Below are 13,515 nucleotides of genomic sequence, written 5' to 3'. Positions count from 1 at the left end.
ACGCATCGGAGACCTGATGAGCTTTCTGCTGGGCGAAGTGGCGCCCAACGACCCGCAGCGGAACAGGCGCGGCGCGCTCTACGTGCCGTCCGGGCAGGGCCCGACCGTCTGGGCCGCGGACGACATCTACACGGTCAAGGCCACGGGTGCGCAGACCAACGGGAAAATCGGCTTCATCGAGGCCACCGTCCCGGCCGGCGGCGGTCCCGTCCCGCACGCGCACACGCAGGAGGACGAAACCTTCTACGTGCTCGACGGCGAGCTGGAGTTCACCGACGGCGACCATGAGTTCACCGCCGTCGCCGGTGACTTCATCTACGTACCCAAGGGAATCCGCCACGGATTCAAGAACCAGCGCATACACGCTGCCCGGCTGCTGTTCATCTATACACCGCCCGGTCTGGAACAGCTCATGCTGGACCACAGCACGCCCGCCCACAACGGCGAGGCCCCTCCGCCCATCGACGACGAGATGACCGCCCGTGCCGAGCAGGTGATCCGGAAGTCCAGGACCATCATGCTTCCCTGACTCCCTCGGCCGGGCGGGGCCGCGGGGAACGGAGGCCGTGACAGGGCTTCGTGTCGCCCGCCGACAGGTCACGGCGTGCCGGTCGCCCCGCTCCGTGCGATCCGCAGGCCCAGGTCCTTGAGCGCGGCGACGTAGATCTCCGAGAACGTGGGGAACGGCTGGATCGTGTCGCTCAGCAGACTCAGCGGAATGCGGGCACGGACGGCGAGCGTCGCCTGCTGCAGCCACTCCCCCGCCTCGGGGCCGAGCGCGTAGGCGCCGGTGACGACCTGGCCGTCGCTGAGCAGGGTCAGGAAGCCGTTGGCCTCGGCGTAGGCACGGGTGTAGGTCGCGGTCCGGGCCACCTCGGCGATCGGCACGGTCGCCGTGAACGGTGCCTCGGTGGCACCCACGGAAGCCGCCTGCGGATCTGTGAAGACCACTCGGGGCACCGCCGTGTAGTCGGCCGTGCGGGTTTCACCGAGGATGTTGGCCGCGACGACGTCCCCCTGGTACTTGCCGACATGGGTCAGCATCCACAGCCCGGTCGCGTCGCCGACCACCCAGAGCCCCTCGGCGGCGCGCAGCCGCTCGTCGACCGGGATGCCGCGGCCGTCCGGGCTCAGCCCCACCGTCTCCAGACCGATGTCGTCCACGCGAGGACGGCGTCCAGTGGCGACGAGCAACCTGTCCCCGCGCAGTTCCCGCCCGTCGTCGAGGACCAGGACGTAATCGTCGCCGTCACGGCGGGCGGCGACGGCGCGACGGCCGAGCACCAGCTCGATGCCGTCGCGCCGCAGGGCCTCGCCAAGCGCCTCGCCCAGCGGTGCGGGCTCCCTGGGGAGTACGCGCGGACCGGGCGCCGTGATCACCGCTTCTCCGCCCAGCCGGCGGACGGTCTGCGCCATCTCCACTCCCACGGGCCCGGCACCGAGCACGAGCAATCGCCGCGGAACCGTCTTCATGCCGGTCGCCTCGCGGTTGGTCCAGATGCCCGCCAGCTCACGCAGCCCTTCGATCGGCGGCACGAACGGGGAGGCCCCCGTGGCCACCACTACGTGATCGGCGGTGTAGCGGGCACCGCCCACCTCCACCGCGCCCGGTCCGGCCAGGCGTCCGCTTCCGCGCAGCAGGTCGATGCCGTTGGCGGCCAGCCAGCGCTCCTGTCCACCGTCGGAGTAGTCGGAGACCATGAAGTCCCGCCAGGCCAGGGCCCGTTCCGGGTCGACCTCGGCCGTCGCTTCCGCCTCCCGGGCCCCGTTGACGGCTTCGCCCGGACGCAACAGTGTCTTGGAGGGGATGCACGCCCAGTACGAGCACTCCCCGCCGACCAGTTCGCGTTCCACCAGCGCCACCCTCAGGCCACCCTCGGCCAGAGCGCCCGCGCAGTGCTCGCCGGGTGACCCTCCCCCGATCACGATGACGTCGTAGTCACGGCTCATGCTCCCGCCTCCGGTCCCGGTCGTCGGTCAGAACACTGGCGCTCACCAGCATCTCGCGGACCTTCGCTCGCCGCTCCCCGACCGGACCGGACCGGACCCGGGACGACCGCACCCCGGTGACCCGTTTCTCTCAGTCCTGGGGGATGACCAGATCCACGGACACCGTCTTGCCCTGACCGTTGGGATGACTCGCCCAATCGTCGGCGACGGCCTCCACGATCAGCATTCCGCGCCCGTGTTCCGCCTCGGGGGACTCCTCCTCGTCCGGCGACAGCGAGGAGGGGACGGGCGGGTTCGTGTCGGAGTCCCGGACTTCCAGCCGCAGATGGTCCCCGAAGACACGCAGTCGGAGGTCCACGTCGCTTCCCGCGTGCACGAGGGCGTTGGTGACGATCTCGGAAGCGGCCAGTTCCACGACGTCGACCATGTCCCCGAGACCCCACGACCCGAGCTGATCGTGCACGAACGTGCGGGCCGCCTTGACCCCGCGCAGGTCCCGCCGCTGGATGTGCAGTCCGGCCGCCCGCGGTTCCTCATGGCCCCCGGCCCTCTCATACCGGGCCAGCAGCAGAGCGGCGTCGTCACGGCGCTGCTGCGGCGTGCTGATCTCCGCGACGATTCTGTCCGCCCAGTCCTCCAGGTGGGACGCGGCGGTGTCGCCGCCGGAGTCGAGCATGCCCCGCGCGCAGGCCTCCGGGCTCGCCGACCGCGAGGCGACCAGTCCGTTGGTGTACATCATCAGGACCGAACCGGGTGCGAGAACGTGCTCCCGCCCCTCGTAGGGATGGACCAGGGGCACTCCCAGGGGCACATTGGCGGGTGCGTCGAGGGCTTCGACGGTCCCGTCGGGTCGCCGTACCAGGGGGGCGGGATGTCCGGCCAGGGCCACCTGTGCGAGGCCGTCCACCGTGTCCAGTGCCACGACGCAACAGGTCACCGTCAGTGCGGTGCCCAGCTCGGTCAGCACCCTTCCGGTCCGGTCGATCATCGCCGAGGGGTGATGGCCCTCGATCGCGTAGGACGCCATCGCCGTGCGCACCTGCCCCATGACGGCGGCGCTCTCCATCGCGTGCCCCTCGACGTCACCGATGACGAGCACCGCTCGGTCGTCGGTGACCTTGAACACGTCGAACCAGTCACCCCCCACCTTCGAAGCCACGTCGGCGGGTCGATAGCGCACCGCGGTGGTCAGGCGTGGCAGGTCGGGCAACTGTGACGGCAGCAGGAAACGTTGCAGGAGCCGGGCCGCCTCGCGCTGTTCCGCACCCAGCTCGACGCGGTCCACCGCCGCGCCCAGCAGCCCTGCCATCATGCCCAGCAGCGCGCGTTCCTCGGGCGGGAACCGTCGGGTGCCGGCGAACGCCAGACCGCACACGGCCACGACCCGGCTCCGGTCCGCGAAGGGCAGATCGACGAACTGCCCGTCGCCGGTGAGCGGCAGGTATGCCTCGCTCCGGCTGTCGTCGGCGACCGCGTCGCCGTGCTCCGACGCGCGCTCCCGAGTGATGTACAGCGGCCGTCCGCGAAAGGCCGCTGCGGCCGGTGTCCGGTGGTCCGCTCCGGTGCCGTGGAGTCTGCGGGCCATGTTCGCGGAGTTGCCGCTGCGCCCCAGCACCCAGAGGCGGCCCTGGCGCTCCGAGACCAGCACCATCGCTTCGGCCCGCAGCGCCGACATGACGCAGTACTGGGCCGCCGCCACGACGTCGTCCACCGTCGTTGCCCGGTTGAGCAGTTCCGCCAGGCGCCGCAGCGGGAACATCATGCTCGTTCCGGGGGAGCCCGGCACGCCGTGCACTCCCCAGCCGGGGGTGCGCACGCTCGTGTCGACCACCTTCTCCGCGGGGACGAGCACCGGCATCAGACCAGCGGCCACCGTGACGCCCGTCTCCTCCAGGCCCGCCAGGGTTTCGGCCAGCCGACGCCCGACGTCTTCGAGCGTGCGTTCTTCGGCGGGTCGGAAGGGGCCGCTGGTCTCCACACGCAGCACGGTGAGGGCACCGAACCGCCGGTCGCCGATGGTGACGGGCGCGGAGAGAGCGGCGTACGGGTAGGGGAGCATGTGTTCCTGGTCCGGGCCCGGGGGATCCGGGTCGATCAGGACAGCCGCCCTTCCCGAGGCCCACGCCCGCACCGTGGCCGACGGCGTCTCTGCCGCCATCCTCCCGGGGAACGTGAAGAACGAGGGTGCGCTCCCGTCGGCCAGCGCCAGCCGGAGTTCGCCGCGCTCCTCGTCCACCAGGTAGACGGCCGCCGCCACGGCGTCCAGCGCGCGTCTCGCCTCACGCGCACTCCAGTGCAGCGCCTCCGCGAGGGACGAGCCGTGCACCGTGCGGGGATCGCCGGCGCGGTGCGACTCTCGTCCTGATGTACCTCTGCTCCCCACGAGAGGGCTCCCTCCAGCGCAGCGTGGTGCCGGCTCGGCGATGGGCCTGCCGCCTTCACGGTGGTGCCCATTCTTCGATGAGCGGGGGCACGGGCGCGAGCCCGGCTCGTCGCTTGCCGTTCGTCCCCGGCGGGGACGCGGCCGCCGGCCCTGCCACGCGGCCCGGGTTCTGTTGGAAGGGCCGTCACCGGTCGGGATGGGTTCCTCCCGAAACCTTGTCGGAACCGGTTGCGCCGACAGAATGACATCGGCGGTACGGCTGCACATGTCCAGTAAACACCTTATGGACCCGGCTCGAGGGATGGCTCGTTTCCCGCTCGCGCCACCTCCCGGAGACGGTCAGCGCCCGCGAGTCCCGCTCAGCGCAGCACGACAGCGCTCGTCCTGTTGGTGTTGGCGTCCTGAAGACACCCGCGCAGACGCATCAGGTCGTGCGGGGGCAGGGCGGGACGGATGACCGCGACGTACACGCCGTCATGCACCCTCGTCAGGCGGGCGTCTTCGTTGGACGACGCCGTCGAACGGCGACAGGTCTGCCAGAGGTCGTCCGCGGCGAGCCGCACCTCTTCGGTGTCCTGGCTCCCGCGGGTGTGCACCTGGAAGGTCACGGTGGTGCGTGCCGCGTGGGAAGGCGGCTCGGGCCGGGTCTGGGTGGCGTCCGCCAGGGCGGACCACAGGAGCGGGACGAGCACCAGGCTCCCCACGGCCGCCGCTACCGACAGCGTCCGGCGCACCGGACGGACTCGCGGCACCGCGGGATGGCTCGCCAGGGACTCCGCCGTACCGACGGGCGGGGCGGTCAGAGCCGTCAGGCGCCCGGCCAGCCGCCGCTCGGCGCCGCGCCCCACACTGGCCCCGGCGATCTTCTGGAGGACTGTCGCCAGCCCGGACAGGGCCGCGCCCGCCACCATCAGCACCGGCACGAAGACGAACGTGCGCTGAGAACCGCCCACGTCGTCCAGGGCGGCCGGCGCCAGCCAGGTGAAGCGTCCCCGGGCCGGTGCCCTGGTCTGCTCCAGACGGTCGCGGACGTCCTCCATGCGGGCGACGGACTCGTCCAGCCGGTTCTCCAGCCGCGCGAACCGGGTGAGCAGCACGACGGCGGCGAGGAGCACCTCGATGATCAGGAACAGCATGGCCGAGATCAGCGCCCGCTGCCACTCCCATCGGGTCAGGTACAGAACCGTGTAATAGGCCGCGTAGAGGCCGGACAGTCCGCCGAAGGCGTACCCGGCCAGTTTCATGGCCTTCATGCGGCCGACTCCTGTCGTGCGGCGGTCGGTGCGGAAGGAGGCAGTTCGCCCGCTGTCACGGCTCCCGTGGCGCCGTCGACGGTCAGGGGCATGCCTGCCGGAAAGCGCTCAGTCGCCTCGGTGACGCCCACCGCGGTGGGCACCTGGTGTTCGCGCGCGAGGACGGCGAGGTGCGAGAGCGGGCTGCCCGTCTGCGCCACGAGTCCGGCCAGGCCCGGCAACAGGGGGGCCAGGGCCGGGTCCAGGAACCTGACGACCAGCACCGGACGCTCCGGGCGCTCGCCCTGCCCGTGCCAGGCCGTCCCCGCGCCGAAACCGCCACCCGCGCCCTCTGCCTGGTCCGGCCCGTCCGGACGGGACTGCTTCTGGGCGACCGGAACGCCGTCGGCGAGCCGGAACGCCGCGGGCAGGGCACCGCTCTGCGGGCGTGGGACCCTCTCGTCGAGATCGGCCGGGAGCCCTTCGCCACGGGTGGCGCGCACCAGTTCGTCCCAGTGCAGCAGGGCCAGGCGGGACGGAGGGATCGCCCCGTGTCCGGCCCTCAGCCGGTGGGCCAGCACCGACAGCATCCGGATCTGCATCTCCTGCACCCAGCGGATGCGCAGCCGCAGGCCCTCCCGTACCGGCAGGGAGTCGATGCCCCGGGGCAAGTGGGTGACGTCGTCCACCTCCGGGAGCGGCGCACGGCCCGCGAGTGCGGGAGGAAGCAGGGACAGGAGGACCGGGTGCCGCGCGACCAGCTCGTCGTGACTCAGCCCCTGCCCGCGGCTCTCGGCCAGTTCCGCCAATGCTTCCCCGGCGGCCGTCGTACCGCCTCCGCCTCCGAGCAGCGCGCCGGCCAAGGACTCCTGGGCGTGCAGGGCGGACAGGGCCTGCCGCCCCCAGGCGACTGCGTCGAGGAGGCGGCCGCTGAGCATGTCACCAGCCGGTGGGAAGCCGGCCAGGGCGCGGTCAACGTCCGCCATGAGATCGACCGCCAGGAGCGGCAGCGCGGAGCGCAGCCGTCCCACTCGCCAGGCCGCCGCCGCCCGACGTGCCCCGTTCGCGGTGTTGACCCGGTCGAGGAAGGGATGAGCGGGAGGCACCGTGCCCAGCAGACGCAGATCGGCCACGGCCCTGCCGTGCACGGTGGTCACCACCGGCAGGCGACGCAGCCGGCGGCGCGGCGCGGCGCCGGCGATGTCGAGCGCCACAGTCAGGCCGTGGGACATGGGTGTCACCCACAGGTCCTCCTCGAGCGGCTGGAGCACCCCGGGGAGCGTCTCGGCGACCGGGCCGGGGCCGAGCAACCGGGCACCGCGCGAGGGACGCGGGGGCATGGCGGTGATGGGGCGGGACTGGAACAGCCACAGCCGCCCGTCGCCGTCGAAGCCGAACTCCATGTCCTGCGGGCCGCCGAAGACGCGCTCGGCCGACTTGGCCAGGCCGACCAACTGGTGTCGCTTGCGCCGCGTGAGCAGGCGCCCGCCGCTTCCTCGGGCGGGGCCGTCCCCCACCGGCCGGGCCCACCGGGTGAGCTGTTGGCGCACCCCCTGGGTGCTGCCGTCGACGAGTTGGTCGGGGCCGCCCCGCACCGCGCTCACCAGGATGCGGTCGGTGCGGCCCTCAACGGGGTCGGCGCCGAACATCACGCCGCCGACGGCCGACCTCAGCATCGGCTGCACCAGCACCGCCATGCCGTCGGCCGGCAGGTCCCGTGCGGCCGGACGCAGCGGCCTGACCCGCCGGGCGGAGGCCAGCACCGTCCGGACGGCGGAGAGGAAGGAGTCCCAGCCCCGTACGTCCAGCACGGAGTCGAAGCGTCCCGCCATGGAGGAGTGCTCGGTGTCCTCGTAGAGGGAGGAGGACCGGACGACGAGCGGCTCCCGGCCCTTGTCACCAGCCAGCACCCGCCAGGCGCCGCGCAGCGCCTCCTCGTCCCCGGTGGGGGCGTCGGGAACGCGCGCGGCGGGTACGAGTACGAAACCCGGCAGGACGGGCAGCCCCGCCACGGCGGCGCGGGCCAGGTGGGCGGCCTTGGCGCCCGTGACGGCGGCCTCCGTCGCCCAAGGGGTTGTCAGGGGCACCACGGCCCACTCCGCAGCCTCGAATCGCATGGTTATCTCTCCTGTGCGTACGTGTAGTCGACCGCGTCTTTCCGCGGTGCCCGATGCCGCGGTCCGCCGGAGGCCACGACGGTGGTCCCGCGGGGCCGCCGTCGGCGGCGGGCCCGGATCCGTGCGACGCCGAAGATCGCGGCCGTCGCGGCGACCAGGACGAGGACACCGATCAGTCCGACCCTGTGCAGCAGCTCGACCGCGGCCGAACCGGTGAAGTAGCCGACCAGCACGGTGCCGGTGCCCCAGACCAGCGACGCGGCGGTGCTGTAGAGGAAGAAGCGCCGGTAGGGCATACCGGACGAGCCGGCGGCGTAGGGCAGGAAGGTCCGGGCGAAGCCGATGAACTTGCCGGTGAAGAGCGCCGCACCGCTGTGGTGCGCCAGGAAGGCTCTCGCCCGTCCGTCACCGTGGCGCCCCGGGATCCTGGGGGCCCAGCGGCTCCCCGGTCGTCGACGGCACCGACGGCCCAGGGCGAAGCCGAGGTTGTCACCGGTGACGGCACCTGTGACCACGGCAGCCGCGAGCAGGGGGGCGTTCAGTTCGCCATGACCGGCGACCGCGGCCGCCAGCAGCACGGCGCTCTCCCCCGGGACCAGCAGGCCGACGAAGGCACTGGTCTCGGCGGCCGTCAGGAGGAACACGACGGCGTACGTCCACCAACCGGCCGCCTCGATCACGGAGTCGAGGTGCATGGCGCTCAGCCCGCCTGCCGCGGCGCGGGCGCCGGGGCACGGTGTGGCAGGGGGACCGCTTCCCGCCGGGGGAACCAGGCGTCGGCGGGCCGGTGGCGCTGCGCTCGCTGCCCGGGGAGGCGGCTCGCGAGGAACCAGGCCAGCAAGGGTACCGCTGCGGCGAACGATGCGGCCGTCACGGGGTCGGCGGAGGGCAGGACGGAGATGGCCACGGCACCTGTGCCTGCCGTCCCGACGAGGATGCGCACCCGAGTCGAGGAGACCGCGGCCGCCATCGCGAGTGCCGTCAGCAGATACCAGCCGGTGAGGGCGCCTGGCAACGCCACGTAGTCGCGGAAGAGACTCCCCTCGTGCGCCGGGAGGTCATCGAGACCTGTCCAGCAGCAGTGGGCGAGCCCGGCCGCCCCGGTCAGCAGCAGCGCGAGCGCCGCACGGGCGTAGAGCGCCGGCTGCCGACGGGCCAGCCAGAGCAGGATCAGCGCGGTGAGAGGCCAGGGGACGAGCACGTACAGGGAGGTCAGCGTCTGAGTCGCGCCGACCCAGGCGAGTTCGGGGTAGGGCTCGCCGCGGGAGGAAACACCGAGGACGGCCGCGTGGAGCATCGCGGCCGCGGCCGCCCCTGTGGCCAGCCGGCGCAGCACCCCGGGCACACGCCCCTCGCGGACGGTCCTGCCCGGGTGGCTGCCGATCGGACGAACGGACGCCCGGGCTGCGACCCCCGGGGCCCTGATGGCGTGGCTATTCACGACACCCCCTCGTTTAGTTGACGAAGCAAGCATATAGTTAATTGATGCGTCAAGCAAGTAGTGTGATGGCGATCTCTCCACGGAGGCTCCGAGAAGGCACACTCACTCGCTCCGGAACCGCACCGTCGCAACGGTCGGGAGCGTGCCGCCCTCCCGACCGTGAAATCGAGGACGTCGGCGCCGCCCCGGCTCCAGACAGCGGGCTGCCGGCCGGCACGGACCGGCGCAGGCGCAGGCGCAGGGCACGGTAGCGCCGCACAGTGCTGCCCGAGTCATGCTCCTGGGCCGCGACGGACAGCGCGGCGGACAACGATGGCCGAGGCAGCCACGGCGCGGCCGCGCCGAAGCCGTACGACGGGGCGTCGCTTGTCCAGGTGCACCGTCGCGCGGTCGTCGCACCGTCGCGGGCCGACGCCCTCCCGCCGTCCCGCCTGCGGCCGGGCGGGCCCATGGCCCCCTTCACCCACGGTGGCCGAAGGGGACGTCCCGGCCCGGCGGCGCGAGGCCCGGCCGCCCGGTCGCGCCGGCCCGTGCCGTTCTCCTCGCGCCTCGTCCGCCCTTCACAGCGCCCCACCAAGGTGCGTGGCGACCGCAAGGCATCTCGTCCGCAGCGCGGATCGTTCGGCCTTGTCCCCGTGCGTCTCTCGCCGGTCGTCGCAGTTCACCCGACGCATCACTACCTCGACCGGGTCCTCGCCGCGAGGGGCGAAAGAGCTTCAGGAAGGGGCCGGGAGGCCGAACACCGGCGAGAGCCTGGCCCGCCCCAGGGCGTGGGCGACGAGACGGAACCCCAGCCAGGCCGGGGTTGCGTCCGAGGCCACCTCAAGCGTGGGAACGTCCAGGGCGTGCACCACGAACATGTAGCGGTGCGGGGCCTCTCCCGGAGGCGGAGCGGCTCCTAGATAGCTCCGTCGGCCGGCATCGTTCACCAGCATCCGCGCGCCGGCGGGAGTCAGGTCCCCGTAGGCGTCTCCGGCCCCGGCGGGCAACTCGGTCACAGAGGCGGGCAGGTCGTACAGGACCCAGTGCCAGAAGCCACTGACCGTCAAGGCGTCCGGGTCGAAGCAGGTGACGGCGAAGCTCGCCGTGCCCGGCGGATGTCCGTCCCACGCCAGGTGCGGCGAGCGGTCACGACCCGGGCCTCCGAAGATGGCGCTGGTCTGGGCCACACCCAGGGTCTCCCCGTCGGCGATGTCTGCACTGCGTAGCCTGAAGGCCGGAACGGGGGGCAGCGCGCTGTAGGGATCGTGGAGCTGACTCATCTGCTTCTCCGTGCCGCCTCTGCCCTCCGTTCCGCCTCACCCGACCGGGCGACGCGGCGCGGAGGGGACTCGCGCCCGGCGTCGGCGAGGACGGTCCGTCCTCGCCGACCCAAGCGGGCAGAGCCTCGTCTCAGGAGAGGATCTCCAGCAGCCGGTCCGCCAGGATGGCGGCCGAGTGCGGATTCTGCCCCGTGATCAGGTTGCGGTCCTCAACCATGTACGGCTCCCACATCTCGCCCCGGCTGAAGTCGACACCGATCTTGTCCTTGAGTTCGGTCTCCAGCAACCACATCGCCTTGGCCGCCAGCCCTACGGCTTCTTCCTCGTCGTTCGTGAAGCCCGTGACCCGGTACCCCCTGAACGGCGACTCCCCGTGGATCCTCGTGGACAGCAGGGCAGCGGGAGCGTGGCACACGATCGCGAGGGGCTTGCCCGACGCGAGCTGCGCGGTGAGGATCCGTCCGGCGTCGGCGTCTAGCCACAGGTCCGACATGGGGCCGTGCCCGCCGGGCAGATAGACCGCGTCGTAGTCCTCCAGGCGGACGTCCGACAGTTTCAGCGGGCGGCGCATGACTTCGGCGGACCGGATGATGGACTCCAGTTCGAGGGCCCCCTCCTCGCCCCCGGCCATCGAGGGACGCAGGCTCATCATGTCGACGTTGGGCGTCACACCGTTCGGTGTAGCGACCACAACCTCATGTCCCGCTTCGGTGACCTTCTTGTACGGGAGCGCGAATTCCTCGGCCCAATAGCCGGTCGCGTACCGCGTACCGTCCTTGAGCACCCAGTACGTCGCACCGGACACTACGAAAAGTATCTTCGCCATTTGAAAGCGCCTCTCCGTCCCTCATGAACACGTGCGATGGCTTGAGGCATGTGAGTCATAAACACCGTAGGCGCTACTCCGAATGGGCGCATCCCGGACATCGTGGATGCCATCACCCCTTCCGCACCCCGCAGCGCCGTTGCCTCGGCGGGATCCACGCACAGGCGTCACTCCGGGAGGCATCACGCACTCAGGAACGTCACCGTCTTGACAGGTGACGATTCCACTGTGATGATCTCACCTGTTCAACCGGTGATGCACGGGGTTCTCGACTCCGTCCACGAAAGGGAAGCGAAGATGGATCTGAAGCTCGAAGTTGTGGTGCTGCCCGTCTCCGACGTCGACCGGGCCAAGGCCTTCTACGAGAAGGCCGGCTTCCGCCTGGACGTCGACTACGTCGCCGACGACAGCTACCGCGTAGTGCACCTGACGCCCCCCGGCTCCCAGTGCTCCATCCTCTTCGGCACCGGAGTCACCACCGCCGCACCCGGCTCACAGCAGGGCCTGCACCTCATCGTCTCCGACATCGAGGCAGCCCACGCCGAACTCGTCGACCGCGGCATCGACATGAGCGAGATCTTCCACGACGCAGGCGGGGTCTTCCACCGCGGCACCGAGGAAGGACGCGTCAGCGGCCTCGCCCCCGAACGCGCCAGCTACGGCTCCTTCGCCACCTTCACCGACCCCGACGGCAACGGATGGGCCCTGCAGGAAGTCACCACCCGGCTCCCTGGACGGTAGAGACACGTCCGAACAGCGGACTGCAAGCCGGGGCCGGGCACCTCGGCCCCTCCGTACGGAGCCAAGCGCCCCTTCGTGGACAGGAACAGAGATGAACGAGCCCCCTCGCGCCTACGACGTGGTGGTCATCGGTGCGGGCCCGGTCGGGGAGAACGTGGCCGCCCGAACCCGCGCCGCCGGACTCAGCACGGTGATCGTGGAGCGGGAGCTACTCGGGGGCGAGTGTTCGTTCTGGGCATGCGAGCCCAGCAAGGCACTGCTGAGACCGGTGGTGGCCCGCGCCGACGCGCGCCGCGTGCCCGGCCTGAGCCAGGCCGCACGGGCACCGCTGGACGTGGCCGCCGTCCTTGCGCACCGCGACAGGATGGCCGGCCACTGGAAGGACGGGGACCAGGTCGACTGGCTGGACTCGGTCGGCGTCGACCTCGTCCGCGGTCACGCAAGGCTCACCGGCCCCCGGCAGGTGTCGGTCCGCACTCCGGACGGGCAGATCGTCCGGCTGGCCGCGCGGCATGCCGTGGCCGTGTGCACCGGCACGGGTACCGCGCTGCCCGACATACCGGGAATCGACACCGTACGCCCGTGGACCAACCGCGAGGCCACCAGCACCGACCGGGTACCCGGACGTCTCGCCGTGGTGGGCGGCGGTGTGGTCGCTGTCGAATTGGCCACCGCATGGCAGGCACTGGGCGCCCGGGTGACCCTCCTGGTCCGGGGGGAAGGTCTGCTGCGGACGATGGAGCCCTTCGCCGGCGAACTGGTCGCGGCAGAGCTCCGCGAAGCCGGTGCGGACATCCGGACAGGGACCGAGGTCACGTCCGTGACACGCCCGGACGGCGCCGACGGGATCGTCCGGATCACCCTGGCCGACGGCGGAGAACTCGCCGCGGACCACATCCTGTTCGCCACCGGTCGCGCTCCGCGGACGGCCGAACTGGGTCTGGAAACGGTTGGTCTCACCTCGGGCACATGGCTCGCGGTGGACGACACCTACCGGGTGACCGACGTGCCCGGCGGTTGGCTCTACGCCGTCGGTGACGTCAATCGGCGGGCCTTGATGACCCATCAGGGCAAGTACCAGGCCAGGATTGCCGGTGCCGCCATCGGCGCCCGCGCCAAGGGAGAGCCGCTCGACGGCACCGACTGGGGCACGCATGCCGGGACCGCCGACCATGCAGCCGTGCCGCAGGTGGTCTTCACCACCCCCGAGGTGGCCTCGGTCGGCCTCACCACGCACGAGGCGCGACGGACGGGGCGCAGGGTCGACGTGGTGGACTACGACCTCGCTCTTCTCGCCGGCGCTCAGCAGTACGCCGAGGGCTATCGGGGACGGGCGCGCATGCTGGTCGACGCCGACCGCGCGACCGTGGTGGGTGTCACCTTCGCCGGCCCCGGTGTGGCGGAACTGCTCCATTCCGCGACGATCGCCATCTCGGGAGAGGTGCCCCTGGACCGGCTATGGCACGCAGTGCCCGCCTTCCCCACCATCGGCGAGGTGTGGTTGCGGCTGCTGGAGGCATACCGGGACGGTGGTGGCCGTCGGTTGTAGCCCGCGGCCGCCCG

General features: G+C 71.8%; 11 protein-coding genes. 3 read left to right on the top strand and 8 right to left on the bottom strand.

The window, feature by feature from the left end:
* Positions 1 to 16: 16 nt before the first annotated feature.
* Positions 17 to 529 (top strand): cupin domain-containing protein, encoded by a 513-nt coding sequence (locus tag ACGH52_RS38975; protein ID WP_210976687.1) that lies wholly within the window; start codon positions 17 to 19, stop codon positions 527 to 529.
* A 68-nt stretch (positions 530 to 597) separates the two neighbouring features.
* Here the strand turns inward: ACGH52_RS38975 and ACGH52_RS38970 are convergent, their stop codons facing one another.
* The 8 genes from ACGH52_RS38970 to ACGH52_RS38935 all read right to left on the bottom strand — a co-directional run bounded on the left by ACGH52_RS38970 (position 598) and on the right by ACGH52_RS38935 (position 11,211).
* Positions 598 to 1,950 (bottom strand): NAD(P)/FAD-dependent oxidoreductase, encoded by a 1,353-nt coding sequence (locus ACGH52_RS38970; RefSeq protein WP_121704743.1) that lies wholly within the window; start codon positions 1,948 to 1,950, stop codon positions 598 to 600.
* A 130-nt stretch (positions 1,951 to 2,080) separates the two neighbouring features.
* Positions 2,081 to 4,276, bottom strand: coding sequence for a SpoIIE family protein phosphatase (locus ACGH52_RS38965; protein ID WP_238697032.1), 2,196 nt, complete (start codon positions 4,274 to 4,276; stop codon positions 2,081 to 2,083).
* A 416-nt stretch (positions 4,277 to 4,692) separates the two neighbouring features.
* Positions 4,693 to 5,586 carry a hypothetical protein gene (locus tag ACGH52_RS38960; RefSeq protein WP_399946476.1) on the bottom strand — a complete coding sequence of 298 codons (894 nt, stop codon included), beginning with the start codon at positions 5,584 to 5,586 and terminating at the stop codon, positions 4,693 to 4,695.
* Entirely contained in the window at positions 5,583 to 7,682 is a 2,100-nt protein-coding gene (locus ACGH52_RS38955; protein WP_121704741.1) for a PEP/pyruvate-binding domain-containing protein, read from the bottom strand. The genes ACGH52_RS38960 and ACGH52_RS38955 overlap by 4 nt, the downstream gene beginning before the upstream one ends.
* 2 nt (positions 7,683 to 7,684) lie before the next feature.
* Positions 7,685 to 8,377 carry a DedA family protein gene (locus ACGH52_RS38950; RefSeq protein WP_399946473.1) on the bottom strand — a complete coding sequence of 231 codons (693 nt, stop codon included), beginning with the start codon at positions 8,375 to 8,377 and terminating at the stop codon, positions 7,685 to 7,687.
* A gap of 5 nt (positions 8,378 to 8,382) precedes the next feature.
* Positions 8,383 to 9,123: a hypothetical protein gene (locus ACGH52_RS38945; RefSeq protein WP_121704739.1), complete on the bottom strand. Its 741-nt coding sequence runs from the start codon at positions 9,121 to 9,123 to the stop codon at positions 8,383 to 8,385.
* Positions 9,124 to 9,839: 716 nt separating this feature from the next.
* Positions 9,840 to 10,385 (bottom strand): YbhB/YbcL family Raf kinase inhibitor-like protein, encoded by a 546-nt coding sequence (locus tag ACGH52_RS38940; protein WP_121704738.1) that lies wholly within the window; start codon positions 10,383 to 10,385, stop codon positions 9,840 to 9,842.
* 130 nt (positions 10,386 to 10,515) lie between these two features.
* Positions 10,516 to 11,211, bottom strand: coding sequence for a type 1 glutamine amidotransferase domain-containing protein (locus ACGH52_RS38935; protein ID WP_121704737.1), 696 nt, complete (start codon positions 11,209 to 11,211; stop codon positions 10,516 to 10,518).
* 297 nt (positions 11,212 to 11,508) lie between these two features.
* Between ACGH52_RS38935 and ACGH52_RS38930 the strand changes: the two genes are divergently transcribed.
* Positions 11,509 to 11,952, top strand: coding sequence for a VOC family protein (locus tag ACGH52_RS38930; protein ID WP_210976690.1), 444 nt, complete (start codon positions 11,509 to 11,511; stop codon positions 11,950 to 11,952).
* Between the two features lie 91 nt (positions 11,953 to 12,043).
* Positions 12,044 to 13,501: a dihydrolipoyl dehydrogenase family protein gene (locus tag ACGH52_RS38925; RefSeq protein ID WP_399946467.1), complete on the top strand. Its 1,458-nt coding sequence runs from the start codon at positions 12,044 to 12,046 to the stop codon at positions 13,499 to 13,501.
* The last annotated feature ends 14 nt before the right edge of the window (positions 13,502 to 13,515 follow it).

The sequence above is a fragment of the Streptomyces sp. BBFR25 genome (genome assembly GCF_044590125.1).
Lineage (GTDB): Bacteria > Actinomycetota > Actinomycetes > Streptomycetales > Streptomycetaceae > Streptomyces > Streptomyces canus_D.
The sequence above is the reverse complement of the archived record's forward strand: the minus strand, read 5'-3'. Positions and strand labels throughout refer to the sequence as shown.